The organism is Enterobacter sp. BIGb0383 (assembly GCF_003751845.1).
Classification (GTDB): domain Bacteria; phylum Pseudomonadota; class Gammaproteobacteria; order Enterobacterales; family Enterobacteriaceae; genus BIGb0383.
On the sequence record NZ_RJKQ01000001.1, the window covers coordinates 146,492 to 165,413 of the forward strand.

General features: G+C 49.5%; 17 protein-coding genes and 1 pseudogene. 9 read left to right on the plus strand and 9 right to left on the minus strand.

Annotated features, from left to right (window positions below):
• Window positions 1-8 precede the first annotated feature (8 nt).
• Window positions 9-320, plus strand: coding sequence for a glucose PTS transporter subunit EIIB (locus EDF81_RS00750; protein WP_123345349.1), 312 nt, complete (start codon window positions 9-11; stop codon window positions 318-320).
• A 55-nt stretch (window positions 321-375) separates the two neighbouring features.
• Here the strand turns inward: EDF81_RS00750 and EDF81_RS00755 are convergent, their stop codons facing one another.
• Entirely contained in the window at window positions 376-1,638 is a 1,263-nt protein-coding gene (locus tag EDF81_RS00755; RefSeq protein WP_123345351.1) for a maltoporin, read from the minus strand.
• Between the two features lie 269 nt (window positions 1,639-1,907).
• On the opposite strand from EDF81_RS00755, the gene EDF81_RS00760 reads away from it, so the two are divergent.
• The 3 genes from EDF81_RS00760 (at window position 1,908) to EDF81_RS00770 (ending at window position 5,945) form a co-directional block, all read left to right on the plus strand.
• A complete protein-coding gene (locus EDF81_RS00760) occupies window positions 1,908-2,966 on the plus strand; it encodes a LacI family DNA-binding transcriptional regulator (RefSeq protein ID WP_123345353.1) in 1,059 nt (352 codons plus the stop codon).
• 122 nt (window positions 2,967-3,088) lie between these two features.
• Window positions 3,089-5,056 (plus strand): lipopolysaccharide assembly protein LapB, encoded by a 1,968-nt coding sequence (locus tag EDF81_RS00765; protein ID WP_123345355.1) that lies wholly within the window; start codon window positions 3,089-3,091, stop codon window positions 5,054-5,056.
• A 322-nt stretch (window positions 5,057-5,378) separates the two neighbouring features.
• Window positions 5,379-5,945 (plus strand): hypothetical protein, encoded by a 567-nt coding sequence (locus EDF81_RS00770; RefSeq protein WP_123345356.1) that lies wholly within the window; start codon window positions 5,379-5,381, stop codon window positions 5,943-5,945.
• Between the two features lie 224 nt (window positions 5,946-6,169).
• Here EDF81_RS00770 and EDF81_RS00775 read toward each other — a convergent pair whose 3' ends face one another.
• The gene (locus tag EDF81_RS00775; RefSeq protein WP_123345358.1) at window positions 6,170-7,069 is read right to left on the minus strand and encodes a LysR family transcriptional regulator; all 900 of its coding nucleotides are present in this window, start codon (window positions 7,067-7,069) and stop codon (window positions 6,170-6,172) included.
• A gap of 169 nt (window positions 7,070-7,238) precedes the next feature.
• Here EDF81_RS00775 and EDF81_RS00780 point away from each other — a divergent pair, with 169 nt between their 5' ends.
• Entirely contained in the window at window positions 7,239-8,003 is a 765-nt protein-coding gene (locus tag EDF81_RS00780; protein ID WP_123345360.1) for a type 1 glutamine amidotransferase domain-containing protein, read from the plus strand.
• Between the two features lie 84 nt (window positions 8,004-8,087).
• On the opposite strand, the gene EDF81_RS00785 is transcribed toward EDF81_RS00780, so the two are convergent.
• Both EDF81_RS00785 and EDF81_RS00790 read right to left on the minus strand, forming a co-directional pair.
• On the minus strand, window positions 8,088-8,564 hold the full coding sequence (locus tag EDF81_RS00785) for a nuclear transport factor 2 family protein (RefSeq protein ID WP_123345361.1): 477 nt from the start codon (window positions 8,562-8,564) through the stop codon (window positions 8,088-8,090).
• A 191-nt stretch (window positions 8,565-8,755) separates the two neighbouring features.
• Window positions 8,756-9,322: a TetR/AcrR family transcriptional regulator gene (locus EDF81_RS00790; protein ID WP_123345363.1), complete on the minus strand. Its 567-nt coding sequence runs from the start codon at window positions 9,320-9,322 to the stop codon at window positions 8,756-8,758.
• 216 nt (window positions 9,323-9,538) lie between these two features.
• Between EDF81_RS00790 and EDF81_RS00795 the strand changes: the two genes are divergently transcribed.
• Window positions 9,539-10,000 carry an acetyltransferase gene (locus tag EDF81_RS00795; protein WP_123345365.1) on the plus strand — a complete coding sequence of 154 codons (462 nt, stop codon included), beginning with the start codon at window positions 9,539-9,541 and terminating at the stop codon, window positions 9,998-10,000.
• 21 nt (window positions 10,001-10,021) lie between these two features.
• Here EDF81_RS00795 and EDF81_RS00800 read toward each other — a convergent pair whose 3' ends face one another.
• A complete protein-coding gene (locus EDF81_RS00800) occupies window positions 10,022-10,825 on the minus strand; it encodes an AraC family transcriptional regulator (RefSeq protein ID WP_123345366.1) in 804 nt (267 codons plus the stop codon).
• A gap of 82 nt (window positions 10,826-10,907) precedes the next feature.
• Here EDF81_RS00800 and EDF81_RS00805 point away from each other — a divergent pair, with 82 nt between their 5' ends.
• Entirely contained in the window at window positions 10,908-11,624 is a 717-nt protein-coding gene (locus EDF81_RS00805; protein WP_123345368.1) for a class I SAM-dependent methyltransferase, read from the plus strand.
• Between the two features lie 76 nt (window positions 11,625-11,700).
• Window positions 11,701-11,964, plus strand: coding sequence for a hypothetical protein (locus tag EDF81_RS00810; protein ID WP_123345369.1), 264 nt, complete (start codon window positions 11,701-11,703; stop codon window positions 11,962-11,964).
• A gap of 226 nt (window positions 11,965-12,190) precedes the next feature.
• Here the strand turns inward: EDF81_RS00810 and EDF81_RS00815 are convergent, their stop codons facing one another.
• Both EDF81_RS00815 and EDF81_RS00820 read right to left on the minus strand, forming a co-directional pair.
• Window positions 12,191-13,738: a hypothetical protein gene (locus tag EDF81_RS00815; protein WP_123345371.1), complete on the minus strand. Its 1,548-nt coding sequence runs from the start codon at window positions 13,736-13,738 to the stop codon at window positions 12,191-12,193.
• A 173-nt stretch (window positions 13,739-13,911) separates the two neighbouring features.
• Window positions 13,912-14,514 (minus strand): annotated as a pseudogene (locus tag EDF81_RS00820) (site-specific integrase).
• A 501-nt stretch (window positions 14,515-15,015) separates the two neighbouring features.
• On the opposite strand from EDF81_RS00820, the gene EDF81_RS00825 reads away from it, so the two are divergent.
• Window positions 15,016-16,437, plus strand: a complete 1,422-nt coding sequence (locus tag EDF81_RS00825; protein ID WP_060451709.1) for a hypothetical protein — start codon at window positions 15,016-15,018, stop codon at window positions 16,435-16,437.
• Between the two features lie 280 nt (window positions 16,438-16,717).
• Here the strand turns inward: EDF81_RS00825 and EDF81_RS00830 are convergent, their stop codons facing one another.
• Window positions 16,718-17,812 carry an AAA family ATPase gene (locus tag EDF81_RS00830; RefSeq protein ID WP_123345375.1) on the minus strand — a complete coding sequence of 365 codons (1,095 nt, stop codon included), beginning with the start codon at window positions 17,810-17,812 and terminating at the stop codon, window positions 16,718-16,720.
• Window positions 17,813-17,908: 96 nt separating this feature from the next.
• Window positions 17,909-18,823, minus strand: a complete 915-nt coding sequence (locus EDF81_RS00835) for a LysR family transcriptional regulator (RefSeq protein WP_123345376.1) — start codon at window positions 18,821-18,823, stop codon at window positions 17,909-17,911.
• Window positions 18,824-18,922 lie beyond the last annotated feature (99 nt).

Sequence of the window (18,922 nt, forward strand, 5' to 3'; positions counted from 1 at the left end):
AGCCTTCTATGGTCAGTCTGAAATCCTTTCTGCACTACTTCTCTCGTCCCGAACCCAGCGTGGAATTAAGTACCGGCGATCGGCAACAGATCCTTCGTCTGATAGAGGCGTTTGGCGGGCGAGACAATATCGAGAACGTTGATGCCTGTATTACCCGCTTGCGGGTCACGGTTAAAAAACTCTCTGCGGTCAGTTCGCAGCAGCTACAGAACGAAGGGGCGGCCGGGGTGATTATCCTGGGTAAGCAGGTGCATGCCGTCTTTGGAAAACAGTCTGACGCGCTGCGTCAGCTGCTGGATGAGCATTTTGCCGGAGAGTAGGGCGTAAAAAAGGGATAGCCTGCAAGGGCTATCCCTGACGCCATTCAGCGCGGTATTACCACCAGGCTTCTACCTGCACACCTACGTTCCAGGTGTCGCTGGCCTTGCCGTCGTTAAAGGCGTTGCCCTGTTCTGAGTCATTCAGATAAGAGGCGAATACGCGCAGTTCAGGACGGGACATAAAGTCCGGGCCGTCGGCCAGACCCAGCGCCACGGTATACTTCTCGCCGCTCTGTTTATAGTGGGAGCCGTCGGCGTAGCTCTCTTTCTGGTAAAAACCGCCCACCTCGCCAATCAGGCGCACATAATCCGTAAACTGGTACTGAGCGCGGCCGACCAGTGAGATCAGGCGCGCTTTTTCGGTGACCGCCGTCGTGTCGTTGGCGGAGCCCAGGGTCAGGACATGGTTCAGGGAGAACTTATCGGTAATCGGGATCAGACCGGTATTGATCACGCGGTAGCCGGTGGCGTCATTGACGTCGTTCCACATGTCATACCAGCCGCCGCCCTGGGAGACCATATTCTGCGCCAGACCCTTGTTGGCGTACTGCAGCACCAGCTTATTATAGCCGCCGAACATATCCTGACTGATCTCACCCGTCAGCATCACGCCGTTGTCGGCCTCGTACAGCCCGCCGTAGTCTTTCTGCTTATCGGTCGGGTTTGGCATGGCGTAGTCAATGCCGAACTCGGTCCATGCGCCGCTCCACGGCTTCCAGCCGGCATAGCGCAGGTCGATATAGTTGATATTCACATCATTGTCGCCATCCACGCGGTAGTCCACGTCATTAGCGTCGCCGCGCAGCCAGGCGATGGAGAAAGCCCCCGGACCGAAGCTGTAGTTCTCGATCCCCGCGCCGGAGCCGGAAATGTTCCAGTATTTGGTATCGATGATATGCAGGTCGTGGCGCTGATAGTAACGTTTCCCGCCCCAGATCACCGCGTTTGGATCGCCGGGGATCAGGCCTTTGATCTGCAGATTCAGCTGGCGCAGGCCAAACTCGGCGTCGTCACCAAAGGTGGTTTCGCTGTCGTTCGAGCCGTCGGAGACCATGCTGACCATGGTGGTCAGATAGAAACTGACATCGTTTTTCTTATACACCTCGGAGCCTAACTCCAGCTCACCGTAGGTATCCGCTTCGTTGCCCAGACGACCCAGCTTGTTCTTCTGCCACTCCTGCATCCCGCCATCCTGGGAGACGCCCACCCCGGACCGCAGATAGCCGTGAAAATCAATCGGGACGGAAGCGGCCAGCAGGGGAGATGACGTCAGCGCGGTGGCTAACGCCAGCGAGACTGTGCGCAGCGTAGTGTTCATAGCAATCCTCTTATTTTTTTGTATGACGTTCACATAATCGATGTCATAAGATGCCTGAACGAAGCGGTGGGCAATTGAATGATCTAAATAGTGTGATTAACTGCAAATAAAGAGGCGTATTTTGTTACGAGAGGTGAGTCTGTTCACAATGTGATGTATTGTGAGCGTCATACTTTTAAAGGGCTATCTACGCGAGTTGCTGTGGCGGTGAGCGTTTTTTTAAATGGTCCCTGTTACAATTCGGAGATACCAATATCAGGAACCTGACAATGAAGTCGAAAAGCGCGACCTTAGAAGATGTAGCCCGCCATGCGGGTGTCTCCTACCAGACCGTGTCCAGGGTACTCAACAAGTCGGCAAACGTATCCGAAGCCACGCGGCTTAAGGTTGAGAAATCAATCGAGTTATTACGCTACGTGCCCAATCGCCTTGCCCAGCAGCTGGTCGGCAAGCAGAGTCAGACGGTCGGGCTGGTGACGACGTCCCTGGCGCTTCATGCTCCCTCGCAGGTGGCGGCGGCGGTAAAACGCTATGCTAATCTGGAAGGCTGGCAGGTACTGATTTCGATGATTGATGAGAACGTCAATCATGGAATTCAGGATTCGCTTAATGAACTGAAGTCTCAGCGGGTGGAGAAAGTGATTATCAACGTCCCGCTGGAGACGGAAAAGGCGCAGAAAATCGCGGCTGACAACGATGATATTGTCTGTCTGTTCCTCGATGTCGATCCCTACAGCTCCGTGTATAACGTTTCGTTTAACCCGGCTGACGGTACCCGTGCCAGCGTCAAATATCTCTACGATCTTGGCCACCGGGATATCGCATTGCTGGCCGGGCCGGAAGGCTCCGTCTCGGCCCGGCTGCGGTTAAAAAGCTGGGTGGAGACGCTGGAAGGTTACGGCCTGAAGCCGGTGACGACGCTCCACGGTAACTGGGATGCGCAGAGCGGCTACGCCGGCGCGCTACAGATGCTGCGGGAAACGCCGCATTTTAGCGCCGTGCTGGTGGCGAACGACCAGATGGCGCTGGGCGTGCTGAGCGCGTTTCATCAGCATCAGATCTCCATCCCCGGCGAGAAGTCGGTGGTAGGCTATGACGATACCTACGAAAGCTCGTTTTTCTATCCGGCACTGACGACGGTCTCCCTCGACCTGGATCTGCAGGGAAAAGAGGCCGTGCGGCATATCCTTAACGGGTCAGGAACTTCGGCGGTTCTGCCTGCCAACCTGGTAGTGCGGCACTCGACCGGGCCGAAAAACGAGGGCGGGCAAAATCTGCAGGCGATTGCCGAACAGCTCCAGGCGCTGGCAAGACAGCTGTCGCGGTAACGTCTACGTAGCGCTTCTCTGAAACCGCCAGCCCCTTGTAATTAGGGGCTTTTGACGAGGAGCGTTTGCGTTTAGTATCTGTTGTTATTGCTAAAAAACTCACCAACCAACGGGCAACCGCCATGTTTAAGCGTCTCCTTTCTGCCATCAGCGGCAAAAAAACACCCGAACAACCGTCTGCAGCGCCAGCCACCGAACCCACCCTGGACGACGAACTGATTGTCGCTTACGATTCCTATGGTCGCGAAATGCAGATCCCGCGCCGCGAGTGGCGCGAGAAGGTGTTTCTGCCGTCGCTGGACGAGAAACGCGATGATGCAGCCGGACTCTATCAGGCCATTATTAACGGCCTGAACGACGGCTTTGCCGCTGACCTGATACCTGCCGCCGCGCGTCTGGTGGAGATCGACGATATCCCGGAGCGCAGCCATACCATTCAGGGCATCGTGCTTATGGAAAATGGGGAGCTGTCAGCTGCAGAAACCACCCTGCGGGCGGGCATGGCTAAAGCGGGTGAAACCGGCACGCTGCTGACCAATCTGGCGAAGGTATTTGCCGAACGCGGGGAAGAAGAGCGTGCAGACCACACCCTGTGGCAGGCTATTCAGGCCGATCCGAATCAGGATAACGGCCTGCTGTGGTGGGCGACTATTCAGCAGGAGCGTGGCGGAGACGAGGCGTATCTGGCTGCACTGAACCGGGCTGCGGCACTGCCCGGTAGCTGGCGGGCGCAGCTGTGGCTGGCGCGTCATTATCTGCAACACAACGACGTCGATGCGGCCCGGGCGCTGTATCAGGACGTGCTGGCGGGTGGACTGTATGACGAAAACGCCCTGATGATGGTCACCGGCGATCTCGGTAATAGCGGGCAAATTCCGCTGATGATTGAGCTGGTGGCGCCGGTTTACGACGTACAGCGGCACGACCCGATGGCCGGGATCAACTTACTCCGCGCCTGGCAGGCGCTGGGCAATGCCGACGAGGGCGAAAAGCTGCTGGAGCGCTTGTATGCCCTGGGTTACACGCCGCTGAAACAGCATCTGGACGAATTTACCCGCGCCTTCCAGGAGATGCGTGAGCAGGAATCATCCGGCGTTCCCGCCGATCCGGCGCAGATGCAGATTAACACGCTCGCGCTTACCCAGCCGATCTGGCATTACGGCCTGAACAATGCGACCTGGTTCTTCAGCCAGAAACCGAAAGATGCCCCGATCGTGGGCTTCTTTGCCTGGTCGAAAATTACCGACGGCCAACAGCAGGGCGAGTCGCAGCGTGAAGATGATATCGGCCGCCTGACCCGCGCTATCCCGCTGTATTTCGCCGAAGCCGCGCATTATCAGAGCGACTGCGCCAGCCGCTTCTATGTGCAGGTAGTTGAAGGCGGCGGACCGGTACTGATGGGCAGTGAAATCGACGGCAATGACCTGTTCGATATCGTCCCGCCTGAAATGCAGTACTTCGTCACCGGCGCGATGGGCTGTAGTGGAGAAGGGGAGCGCCGCGAGTGGCAAATCTCACTCAGCCTGTGGGACTGCGCTACCCGTGAGAAAAAATCCACCGAAAGCACGCGTGTAACCCAGGCGCAACTCGGCGCTCAGGTACTGGAGCTTGAACAGCGCCTGCTGGCGCAGACGGGCCTGCCGCGTACCGAGCCCTTTGATGCCTTCTGGCGGCGTCCGTCGGTGGAGGCCATCGATATCTATCTTGGCGAACTGGCCCAGGCATTCACCCTGACGATGGTCGCCAATAAAATCACCCCGCCCGACGCGATGTGGGGTGAGCGGACCATGCTGGAGTGGCCGCTACAGATGGCGCTGCAGTGGCCGGAGATCGATACGCCGAAGCTAATGTATCTCTCCGGACTTGGCAAAGCTTTCGATTATCGCTCCGGCATTCTCAACGAATTCCAGCGCCGCACGCTGGAACTGCTGCGGGAAGCCGAAAACAGCAATAGCCCGACGGCGCGTCTGGCACCTCTGGTGTGGAAACTCTTCGGTATGGACGATGAGCTGCGTGCTCACCGGGATAATCTGCCGGAGGGGACGGAGAGTGCGTATCGGGAGTGGCTGGAGCGGGTGGGGGAGAAGTGAGGTCTGTGTGCTGAGAATACAATTCACCTTTGTAGCATCAGCAGCATAAAGGGCCTCAATTAAAAGAAAACTTCGCCAGCGCAATTAGCGCTGGCTCTCCATCCTACGCATTCCAGTCGTTGTGGCGGGGGCCGTATCCGCACGAAAGCGGGTATCAGTGTCGCGTTGTACTGATAAGCCATTACAGCCATTCATTTTATTTTGCTAATTATATTCCAGAGTTACATTTCCATTTCTCTTTGACCGTAAAACGTCTTTCGATATATAGCGCCTGTCACTATGGTATTTCGGTATCGGCAAAATTAGATACCAGGGACAGGCAATGCGCATAGAAGAAGAGATTTTTCTTGATGATTATGGAATGAGGCGAAAGAGATTTGTCTACGATCGACGTATTCATCATAGCTATGTTTTTGTTGCCGGTAACGAGGTATACACTGTCATTGTTGGCAGCCTGGCTGACGAGCTGACCTTTACCCGAATTGGATACAAAATGCCGATGAAGTCCTCATTCCCGGTTAACGGAATGGCCGAAGTCTACTTTGACGTGTTCGATGGCATTGATAGCTTGGGCGATTTTCGCCATGTCAGGTTTGTGGGACTAGGGGGAGCTGTTGTTTTGCAGACGGTTTCGCTGGTATTAATCGCGCACTTTGAGACGTTTAACGTTGGTGGCTTCGTTTTTCAGGCCGCATCTGGCGGGGTTGTTGACATTGGTCGCCGTACCTCACTGGAAGATACCTATGACTATATGCTTGGGTTGAAAAATGAACCACGGTATAATATATGTACAGGGCTGCGGAAGAAAGCTCCACGGCCTCTGATTCCAGAAGATTTCCATGCGTATAAAACAGTTACAGAGGGGAGAGCCTGCTATGTCATCTTGTAATAAGCACCAACGTTCTACGGTTCTCACCCCAGATAACGGTCAGAAGAAAGTTCTACAGGCCCTGGTTTCTGCTGAGTTGAACACTCATACCCTTAGCGCAGAAGCGTACAAGAGCGGCCTTAAAGCGAATATAAGCCACTCTTCTGCCACCTTGCTACGCAGCAAACTAAAAGGTCATCTTGTTCGTAAACTGCAAGAACTCTGACAGACCCTGGACACCGCTTTTACTTGCCCATCTGCAAACATACGTCGATAAACGCACGTAGCTTAGGCTGGTTTCGTGCTGCCTTTGAGAAATAAAGAAACAGCCCATCGTTTCCCGGAGAGAGGTCAAGCAATGCTGCTTCCAACGTGCCATTGGCGAGTTCACGGGAGGCATGAAAGGTGGAGGAGTAGATCAGTCCTGTGCCCCTGACGGCAAGGCTTCGCATTAGCTCACCATCATTAACGGTCACTGAACCCGCCGGCTCGATTCTGACGCTTTCTTTATTTTCGATAAATTCCCAGCGGTAAATATCGCCCTTTTCCGGGCGGCGAAAGCGGATGCATTCATGGCGAGCAAGATCGCTGACGACTTCAGGTTTTCCATTGCGGCGGAAATAGTCCGGTGAGCCAAATACCGCCCATTTAAACGGCGGGGAAAGACGGATCGCGATCATATCCTGCTCAATGTATGAGCCAATCATAATACCGGCGTCGTAACCTTCGGAGACGAAGTTATCGTGCCGGTTGCTGACCGTGATATCGACATTCAGGTTTGGCCATGCCTGACGAAATACCGGTAAGAGAGGTTCAATAACGTGGGGGATCGCCAGACGCTCGACGATTAACTTCAGTGTCCCGGACGGTGTCTGTGCCGACTGCGCGATCTCTTCAAAACCCGTGGCAATAACCTGTGCCGCAGGTTGTATTCGCTGAAGCAGCGATTCACCAGACTCGGTAAGCGCCATCTTTCGCGTCGTGCGGTGGAAAAGGGGGACGCCAAGCCGATGCTCCAGTCGCTGCAGGGCCAGACTTACTGCTCCCGGCGTCTTATTCAGATCCATCGCGGCTTTACGAATACTCAGTCGTTTCGCGATTGCCAGAAACTCTGCCAGGCCATCAAAACTGTCGGACTGCCCCATTAAGCTTCCTCGTCATTAATCTTCGATTGAACCATTTTACACGATTAAACCACGCCAATTAAAAATCATTACATCGTTTTATTAAACAAAATGTCCCGATTTTACCGGCTGTTTTCAGGCATTTCTCGCGGATATAGTCGGCAGACATCACCCGCAAAAGGAGTTTTCTATGTCCGTTTTTAAATTATGCGCAGGCCTTATCGCCGCAATAGCCGTATTCGCAACCGCATCCCCGGCTTTCGCTCAGGGCGATCGCAAAGCAGATAAGATCTTGATCGTCGTCTCGAGCCTGGATAAAAAAACGCCGGATCTGGTCGGCGGCTTCTGGCTTCCGGAACTGACTCATCCGGTAGAGGTTTTTGACAAAGCAGGTCTGGATTACGATATCGCCAGCCCCAAAGGCGGGCTGCCGCCTTTCGACGGGTTTGACCTGAAAGACCGCGCGAATCTGGATTTCTGGACCAACCCAGGGCATCGCAACAAGCTGGCTAATTCCATCCCGCTGGCAAAGGTTGACCCTTCTGAATACAGTGCGATCCTGCTGGTCGGCGGGCATGGGCCCATGTGGGACTTTGTGAATAATCCCCAATTAACGAACATCGTTAAAACCATGTATGAGAACAATGACATTATCAGCGCGGTCTGCCACGGCCCGGCAGGGCTGTTGAATGTGAGACTCAGCAATGGCGAGCTGTTAATTAAGGGGCGTCACCTGACCGGTTTTACCGCTGAAGAAGAGAAGTCCCGCCAGTACGATAAAATCGTCCCGTTTGAGCTTGAAGCGGCGTTGAAAAAAGACGGTGCCTCCTTCGAGGAAGCGCCGATTTTCGAAAACAAAGTTGTCGTCGATGGACGGCTGATCACCGGGCAGAATCCGGCATCGGCAAAAACGCTGGGTGAAGCCGTGGTCAAGGCTCTGCAGACGAAAGCGTAATTCGGTATTAATAATTTGCGTCAGGTGCTGTATGCCTGACGCAAAACGAACCGCTAACGTTTGGCAAGAACCACGTCAGCAACCCTACAGACCCAGCTCTGATAGTCCCGGATGGTCATCCGGACGACGTCCCAGCGGCCAGTGGAACTTGCGTTCGCTTTCCTTGATAGGCATGTCATTGATACAGGCAAAACGGCGCTGCATCAGACCATCTTCGCCGAATTCCCAGTTCTCGTTTCCGTAAGAACGGAACCAGTTACCTGAGTCATCGTGCCATTCGTAGGCATAACGGACGGCAATACGATTGCCTCCAAATGCCCATAATTCTTTAATCAGGCGATACTCAAGTTCCTTTTTCCATTTGCGTTCAAGAAACCCTCTGGCTTCTTCACGATTGTTTGCAAACTCTGCACGGTTACGCCATTGAGTATCCAGCGAATATGCCAGCGAGACTTTTTCAGCATCGCGACTGTTCCAGCCATCTTCAGCGAGACGGACCTTCTCAATCGCAGACTCGAGGGAGAAGGGGGGAAGCGGCGGACGGCTTTGTGTATCTGACATGGTAAAGACTCCTCTAAAGAGATAACCCGTTTGTCGATATTCAGACTGTGCATTGATGGTAGAACGATCGTTCTACCCGGTCAAGGGGATGTTTAATCAGCAAGGCAGATGGCGTTGGGAATCAGACAGAGTCATGCCTCCAGTAAACCTGGATAGTTAAACGGTTTTCATCTGAGGAGCTTAGGTCTCTGTTACGAGACCTGTTTTAGTAACAGCTGAGCAATATCTCTTGCATCGTCGGCGGCGCTGTCATCGCCCATAACATGCGATGTGGTGATGGCGCCCTCGATCAGTATCAGCAATTGTCTGGCGAGGGATGAGGCGTGCTCAATATTCAGTTGCCCGGTAAGTTCGAGCGCGTAATCCCGTATTTTCTGTTTATGCAGTCTGGCGATCTGGCGAACAGGATCGGCACTATCACCCACTTCACCCGCGGTGTTGATAAATGCGCATCCACGATATCCTTCTGACTCAAACCAGCTTTTTAGTACAGTGAACATATTCAGTATGCGCGCCTGCGGCGTATCGGCTTTGTCGCACTCGGTCCTGAACCATTCCATCCAGCGTACATCACGCGCATTCAGCGCCGCGACAGCCACTTCGTCTTTGTTGGCGAAATAGTGATATATACTTTTGCGGGCTACGCCTGATGTCTTCACCAAAAGCGCCATACCGGTAGCATGAATACCGTTCCGGTAGATGAGTTGCTCGGCAGACGCGAGGATTTTGTCCCGGGTGTTCGTTGTGTTTTTGTTCATATGATAGAGGGTAGAACGATCATTCTTTCCTGGTCAAGTTTCCCGATTACGCTGACAGAGGCTGGCAGGCAAAATTCGATGTTCTCCTACTTTGGTCCAGGCCTGAAATCACAGTGAAAAGCGGACCTTGGTTTGAAACAGGCCAGCATAGTCAATTTGCGCGGGCAGGTTTTATATGTAAATGTACCCGCTGATGCCCGGCTTAAGGTGGAAAAAATGTTAAAAATCAGAATGTCACGACCCTCTGAAGCGCCAGAAATTATACAGATCTGGAAAAACTCTGTAGATGCCACGCATGATTTTCTGACTGCGAAAGACCGACAAGAGATCGAAAAAGAAGTCATCGGTTTTTTTTCAGAAACCCCGGTATGGGTTGCTACCGATCGGGAAGACCATCCCCTGGGATTTATGTTTTTGCATGATGGTCATCTGGAGGCGCTTTTTGTCGATGCTTCTGCTCGCGGGCTTGGCGTCGGAAAACAGTTGATATCCCATGCCCTGGCGCTTCATCCTGATTTAAGCGTCGATGTGAATGAACAAAACCAGCAGGCCGTCGGGTTTTATCAATATATGGGCTTTCAGGTTACAGGGCGTTCCGCGCGGGATAGTCAGGGCAGGCCGTATCCTCTGTTACATCTGAGCAAAGAGCCGCTCGTCAATGACGGGTCTGATGATTGACCCGAACCACCGGGCACGATGTTACTCCAGGTCTGGTCTTTGGTTGCTGACTTCGTCATTCGCTCCGCTTAATTTACACTTGCCCGGTGAGTAGCCGAATTTACGCAGAAACGCGCGAGAAAAGGCCTCGGCACTGCCGAAGCCAACCATCGCGGCGGCTGACTTGACGCTTCGTCCGGATCGCAAATGGGCTGCCCCCAGAGCTAAACGCCAGCGGGTCAAATACGCACCGGGTGGTTCTCCGACGGTTTTCCTGAAGACTTCAATAAACTGCGCACGGGAGAGCCCCGAGATAGCGGAGAGATCGGGGAGCTGCCACTTCCGCGCGGGATCATCGTGCATAGCGACAAGGCTCATGTGCAGTCTGGGGTGGGCAAGCCCCGCTAACAATCCCGCATCAACCGTTCCCCTCGCGATGGCCCGCCGAATGGCCAGCACCACGATGACCTCACACAGGCGTGTCTGCACGGCACCGCCACCGCAACGGGCAACGTCGCTCTCCGCGACGATGAGCTCTGCCAGGCTTTGTAACTGCGGCATCTCGTCTATGGAAAAGCACAGCTCGTCTGGCAATGCACCGACCAGTGGATTCGCGCTACCGCCAAAATCAACTCTGGCGGCAGCGCATAACGTTGCCCCGACGGGCAAACCGCCTGACGATCTGGCACGGTAGAGCAAATGGCTCGGTGCGCCTGTGCCATTGGTATCGATGATAAGAAGGTTCGCCGAAGTGGTCGAATCGCAATGCGCCACCCGCAGGGGGAAGGCTTTCAGGAAGGCGGTCAACCGGTCATATCTTCGTGGCATATTCAGACTTTCAATCATGCTTTTCTCAAACCTCCTTACCGTGAATCTTTTATTCTACTTCAACGCCCTATGATGACCTAAACGATTGACTGGAGAAGCCATGACACAAGATTCTGCCGCTAAATTCGACGCGACTCGCGCAGGAGAATACGCACGACAAAGCCGGATTGCCCTGGCCGGATATGATGCCTGCCACGAACTTTCTGCCTGCATGCTCTCTGCTGCGCTGGGGGAAGGAAAGCCTGCGCGTGTGCTGGTGGTCGGTGCCGGAGGAACGGCTGGTGAAATCATCGCCTCCGCGACACTGGAGCCGCACTGGTCTTTTGTCGCCGTCGACCCCTCGCAGCCGATGCTGGAACTTGCTCGCGCGAATATAGCCGGGGCAGGGGTGGCAAACCGGGTAGAAACCGTTCTCGGTGCGCTCGCAGATTTGGATGCTTCCCCCACGTTTGATGCCGCCATCATGACTGGCGTGCTGCACCATCTACCCGGCGATAAGGCGAAGCACGACATTCTGGCTCAGATTGCCATGCGTCTGAAACCGGGCGCGCCGCTGGTTGTTGCGGGAAACTACCGGGCGTACGCTTCGCAACCTTTGCTGATGGCGGCATGGGCAAATCGCTGGCGCATGAACGGCGCGGGGACGGAAGAGCTCCAGTCTAAAATGAACAAAATTTTGCAGGGCGCAGAGCCACCTCTGTCGGAAAATGCCGTTTTTACCTTGCTTAGCGACGCGGGCTTTGAAGACCCCGTACGCTTCTTTTCCAGCCTGTTCTGGGGAGCCTGGCTGGCGCGGCGTGCTGCAGGGGTGAAGTGAGCGAGGAGCGGAAGGAAATAATGTATAATCCAATAATCTACACCGTTTCTCTATTCTATTAAAATGAGATGATACAATGAAATTTGAAGACACTTTTTTTAGTCGAGAGGAAAGATATTCGATAGGGATTGAAAAAGAGAGCGGTCGATATTATTTATCCATTCCTGTAACCAATCACATGATTGATTACGAAGAATATTATGAGATAAGTGAAAGTGACTATAATATTCTGCTGGAGAATCCAGATGTGGCGGTAAATTTTGCTAAACAATGCAAAAAACGAGAAAAAGATGATCTTCTAATCGTAAAGCCAGGTGAGCTTAGGGGCATTGCTTCATAGCAACATGTTGTTTGTTAGACGCAATGTAAATATCCAATCGGAGCGGCCAGACATATTTAGATAATCTACCAACCGTGGCATAACGTCCTCTCTGGCCCAAAACGATCGGTTCATCACGCAGGTCTGCTATGAGCGAAGAGCGGACGTTCATAACGTCCGTCTATATTATTCTTCAAAAGGCTGATATTGATAAACTAAGTAGATTTAGGTATTTGCGTGAAAGTATTCAGCTGATTGGAGATTGCATGTTAGGGGAGCGAAAGAAAGATGGCTCGCCTAACAGCCATCTAGGGTCGACTCGCCTTCCAACGATTTTCTCTATATAGCTGGATTCAGTTTTTGCGTTTGGAAGCTCCAATCCTGCCTCTATTACCATGCCGTTAATATAGACAAACATCTTTTCGTAAAAATAGTCACAACCCATTAAACATACGGGCATAACAATGTATGGATCTAATCTTTCTGCATCATTGCAATTAGCTCTCGGTTTTTTATGAGCCGTCACCAAACTTTGAATGCTAAACTCTCTCCCACAAATAGCACAATTCTCATGAGTTTTATCTTTAAATAACCACTCTTGAAGAATATGTTGTTCTTTCCTTGCCACTTGTTCCCTTGTATCATCAGTCCCATCTTCAAGAAGTGCTCTTAATCTACGAAGATACAACTCATAAGAGTTAAATTCTTGAATTTCATCCTGCAATAATTTTCTTCGACCAATCAAGCTGTAAGTATAACGTGTTCTGCCTTGGGTTTTATCAACGTAAATAAGTGGTGAGTGATTTGTTGTTTTAAGCACATTTGCACTCCCATAACCTTTTTGTAATAAATTTTTCTTTAATGCCGAGAATGATGTTTCCGTATGGTTCTCGAAAAATATTAATATATCTTTCTCGATATCGTTTAACTTTGTCGTTTCACCTATAAATTTAACGTCTGAGCTACTGTTAACCAAAAATATAGAGCTTTTAAGATAAGCATGTATCATATCAACTGGTGGGTATGGGTAATGGTAACTTCGCCCATCCAAAGAATTCCTAAATGTTGAGGCTAACTTATAGGAATCAATGCTATGAATAACCCCGAATATCTTCTCGCAATAGTTAATAATAGTATTGTCTCTATTTTCGAAAATGTACCAATAGTCACTCCCGTTGGCTTTAACCCATGAGTTTTTAGATTTCTCAATGAGGAAAAGTATAAGCTGGTAATAGTCACCCAAGTCTTCTTTAATATAATTTAAATTAGCTATCCCACAACGACCTGGTAGCCCTTGGGCCTTTTTTAGTAGTTTCCTAAGCTCATTGATATGAGCCTTTTTAAGCAAACATGTGTCATTATTAATTCCAATTGAATTTCTTGTGGCAACTTTTAACTCCGGCGAATAAAACTCATAACCACAATCAATATTAAGATCTTCAATTAAATTAAATATTCCTTTTACATGTGTATGTTGGCTGATTAGGTTGGTAGCTGTGATGTGTTTCTCAAATTCTGATGTCAACCAGTATTCTCTTGATTGTAAAATATCAACAAAATGACGCAATGAAGTGATAGAATCCTTATTTGAATAGTCCCTAAACTTGCAATTAAGTAACTGTCTGATCCTTTCTCTAGTACCTATATTAAACCTGTTTGCAGTTTCATCTAATGTTGGCCAAGGCGATTCATGTAACCCATAGTAATATTTTATTATTTCTATATCTCTTTTCTTATTCCCTCCACTTTTAATGTTTCCATCAAGAAACTCAATCAATTCAGCTTCAATAGTCATTGAATCCTCTTTTTTTAAAAGATTAATTTGTTACTTGAGCGCTCAGTAAAAATAATAATACTGTATATATTTATTATATCAACACATATTTTAAGGTTGTTTCCAAAGCACTATCGAACATTTTAATTACAGTCCGCTTCTGGCACAGGGCTGCTGTTGCAGCCCTGACAACCTTAGACTTCAATCGATTCAGAAATCTCTAACGCATCATCGACTTCAATGCCCAGATAACGGACCGTGCTTTACAGTTTCTTATGACCTAACAGGAGTTGAATCACACGAAGATTCTTAGTTTTCTTGTAGATCAGGTAAGGTTTTGTTCTTCTCATGGAATGTGTACTGTAAAGCGAATCTTCGAGACCAATTTTTGCTACCCACCCATGAAAAATTCGGTTGTATTGCCGGGGTGATATGTGTTGGTTAGTACCGACCCGAGATCGGAACAGGTAGTCTTTACTGCATAAATTGCCAAGCTTTATCAATGCAGAAACAGCCTCTCTTGTCCCTTTGGTTATCTCAAATTGGACAGGGCTGCCGGTTTTCTGTTGTAGCACCGTAGCTCTGCTTGAAACAGAGCTACCATATGCAACATCAGATACTTTGAGTTTTACCAGATCACAGCCTCGAAGCTTACTATCAAGGGCCATATTGAACAGAGCCAAATCGCGCGTTTTACCTTCCAGTTCAAGCCTGATTCGGATCCCCCAGATATGAGATATCTGAAGTGGTCTTTTTTGGCCGATGATACGGTCTTTGTTCCACGGTGATGTGTTCATACTCAAATCTCCTGAAATGTGGGTGATCTGAGTATGGCTGTCCCTCATGAGTGAGAAGCGGACATCTTTTCCTATAACGGGCTGCACGCCTTAATAGCCATTGGTCATCCACAATATTTTAGCTACATCATCTAACCCGTCTGGAAGATGTTCCCTATACTAGTTGAGATATGAAGGAAATGCTGCTTTTTGCAACTCATCAAGTATCGCAATAACTTCAGTGCCTAACCCACATGCCAGAGGCCCTCTAAAGGAGAATGGTATGATCATGCAGGATACTTACATTCCCATCGATAATTAAATTATCCCTCAGGCTGTACACCAAGATGAGTACGGTTCATCTCAATAAAAACTATGTTTTACAGTATGTTGTGGATCATTAATGTCACCATCAACCCGACAACGGCTGATATTTTTGAATAAAGCTCCTAAAGAGTGATATATATATGCCGATAACTAAGTAAATATAACGTCTATTGCCTGAGATTGGATATATACCTCATGAATGAGAAAAGTATTGTCGGAACAACCGCTGGTATAATTGGCAGCTCTGAAAATTACGCAGACAATGTAGTCTTGGGGGCAACCAGAGGTCATGGATTTGCTGCTGAAAAAGCGAATCACCTTAAGGATGTGATGTCAGGGAAAAATGCAAAGATTGTTGGCGGTGACAATGTCAAAAATGGCGCTGACAGACTGGTGGATGGCATTCACATACAAACAAAATATTGTAATTCAGGCTCAAAATGTATCAGTGAATGTTTTGAAAATGGAACTTTCCGCTACTTAAACACTGATGGTACTCCTATGCAAATAGAAGTACCGTCAGATAAATATGATGATGCGGTGAAGGCAATGGAGAATAGAATAAAAAATAATCAGGTGCCAGGTATAAAAGATCCAGAATTAGCGAAAGATATTGTCAGAAAAGGTTCATTCACATATGAACAAGTAAGGAATATTGCTAAATTTGGTACTATTGAAAGCTTAACTTATGATGCAATAAACGGCATTAAGTTGGCTGGTACTGCAATGGGAATCTCTGCGGCTGTTTCATTCGCTGTCGCTCTATGGAATGGCGAAGACTGGGATAAAGCTCTTGAATCATCTTGCTATGCTGGATTAAAAGTGGGTGGTGTAGCCTGGGTTAGTAGCATCATTACTGCTCAACTTGGCAGAACAGGAATAGAACAAAGTTTGCGTGGCGCTACAGATTGGATCGTTCAGCAAATGGGGCCTAAAGCTGCCGCATGGATTGCAAATGGTTTACGATCAGGTAATGCGATTTATGGTGCCGCTGCGATGAACCACGTTAGCAAACTTTTGCGCGGGAATATCGTCACAGGTGTTGTCACTACTCTGGTTATATCTTCGGTAGATTTTGTTCGAATGTTTCAGGGCCGATGCTCAGGCGCTCAATTATTCAAGAATGTTACAGCTACTGCATCTGGAGTTGCTGGCGGAACAGGTGGCTGGATGGCAGGCGCTGCTGGAGGAGCCGCATTGGGTTCACTTATTCCTTTCGTTGGCACGGCTGCAGGCGGAATCATCGGGGGGTTACTAGGTGCGTTTGCCGGTGGTACGGCTGCAAATGCTGCAGTTTCAGCTATTCTCGATGAGTTTATTGAGGACGATGCTAAAGAAATGCTTAAAATAGTTGAAGAAGCATTTGGTGAACTTGCTTTTAATTATCTGTTAAGTGAGCAAGAGGCAAAGTCAGTTATTGATGGCTTTAAAGAGAAGGACGTACCAGATTTTTTGCGAGATATGTATGCATCTTCTGACCGCCCGTTGTTTGCAAAAAATGAATTTGAACCAATGATTATAAATATTGCTAAGAATAGGAATGTTATTTCTCTACCTACTGATGCTCAACTATTACAAAAAACCGCAAAAATCATAGATACCCTTGTAGCAGCTTAATTATTCAGTGTGTATTAGCTCAGGTATGAGCTAATACATCACATTACGTCCATATCATTCCCGAATAGAATATTAATTCGTTTAATAGTAATTAAATTTTTATGCCTCATTAGGTTTGGGAATCGGAACATGAACCAACTGAAAGCAACCTTTGGTGACAGAGCCCATCTGATCTGCCCCCTGTTGATTAACATAGGCTGGCACTAGCAACGTCCGCTTCTGGTACTGAGCGGACGGATAATGCCTTTTTCGCCGGATGAGTAGACCGGCTTTTATCTCTTCAGCATCGTTCCTTGATCACGGTCTCGCCAGTCCGGTTTTCTAACTCATAGAGATGAAACGGGGTGTGCCCCGCGATAAGATCGGCAAGGTCGGGAGAGTGGCTGGTTAACCATATTTGCGAATACCGCGACGATTCCACAATAAGTTTCGCCAGTGCCGGAAGCAAAAGTGGGTGCAGGCTATTCTCCGGTTCATTTAACGCAAAGAATGAAGGGGGACGTGGGCTAAGCAGCGCAACGGCCAGGCATAAAAAACGCAATGTTCCGTCTGACATTTCGCTCGCCAGCAAAGGGCGACGTACGCCTTGTCGTCGCATTTTCATCTCAAATAAGGAGTTCACATTCTCACAATAAAATGTGCACTCAGGAAACGCATCAGCAAGTATTTCAGTCAGTAATTCTGAATCACCAATTTCAATAATGGTCTGAAATGCTGCCGCCAGATTGGCGCCGTCACTAAATAATACCGGAGAACGGTTTCCGACATTGGCTGTCCTCAGCGCGGATTTTTTAGAGATATCAAATTCGTGATAAAAACGCCATTTCCGCATCGTTTCTCTAACCTGAGAGATCTCCGGATATTTATGAGGCTCGCCGACGTGACCGAAAATGGATTCATTCTCATAGACTACATCCGTAAACGCATTTTTATGGCCATCAATATCGACTAAAAAAGCGGCGCTATTTTTACGATGTAAGACGTTCGAAGCGGGACGTCGTCCGGACTGACCAACCCATATGTTCTCTTCTTTGAAGACAGGATCTAAGTAAAAATGAGTGGGATAGGGCAGCCTATCCGGAAATCCAATTTGCATTTCATAGTCAAAATCATCAGTCTGGCAGGACAAGACGACGCGCTTTGGTTGCCTGGCTGTTACGCGAGATTCCCCTGACCACATCACATTCTCAAGCCCGCCTTCGTCACTGAGATGTCTCGAAAACTGACCGTCAGCAGCAGCCGAGAGTAACTGGATGCCTTTGTAAATATTTGATTTTCCACAGCCATTGCTGCCAACGACAACATTCAGTTTGCCAAGTTCAATGTCAATATTACGTACCGAACGAAAGTTTTGTATTTGAATGCGGTTAATCATGGCTCACTTTCCGTTGTGTCACAAAGCAGGGAGATCAAGGTACAGCAGAATACTCTATTCCCCGCGACTTTTCTGAGGGATAACCCGCGAGGGGTATTACGAGTGCTTATTTTCATCATCTGACGGTACACGGCATTTCTCCTTCAGTACGAAGGCGTTATCCGTACAGAATTCTATATAAGCTCTTGCCGCCGCCGATACATGCCTGTGTTTTTTATAAACCAGATGCAATGAAGAGAAGGGTAATCGTGTCTGAGGCAATATCTCAATCAGTTGTCCGCTGTGAATATATTCAGCAGCAAAAAATGCAGGCAATTCGGTAATCCAGGCTCCTGCCAGGGCTCCCGCACGCAAATGAAGGTAGTCATTTACCGTAAAGGTGGCAGGAACATCCCAGGCATGCTCACCGAGCATCCATGCCGGACGTGCGCCTATCACTGAACCCCAGGCGGCACAGGCGTAATTTCTGAGGTCTGACGGTTCTTTGGGGAGATCGCTGTTCAGGAAAAGTTTCGGGCTGGCGACCAGAATATGCCTGAAATCCATAAGATGGCGCGCTACCACATCATCATCAGCGATGCTCCCGACCCGCAGCGCGACATCAATGCCTTCAGAGATTAAATCCACCCGGCGTTCAGTCGTATAAACGTTAATGGCTATACCCGGGTGCGTCTGCTGAAACTGCCTGATGATCTCCCACCATGGTTCGAGTGACTGGGGCATCGTCAGGCGCAATCGGCCGGTAATATGGTTGTCGCCGGTTGTAAGAAACAGCTCTGCATCATTAAGTATATCTATGGCCGGACTCGCCTGGTTCAGCAGTTTTTGTCCTGCCTCTGTAGCCTTGCAACCCTTCACTGTTCGTTCCAGCAGAACCACATTCAGCTCATGCTCAAGTTCCGAGATCCTGCGACTGAGTGTGGGAAGCGGGATGTTATTTTGCCGTGCAGCAGCAGAAAGACTGCCGCAGCGGGCTGCCAGAACAAACATCTTTAGCGCATTTAAATTCATCCTGGCCTCTCAAATATGAAAACATCACTTCCAATTCAGGATCTACAGAGAACGGAATAGGGGTATTAGAATACCGCTGTTCCTAATCATTAACCGCCA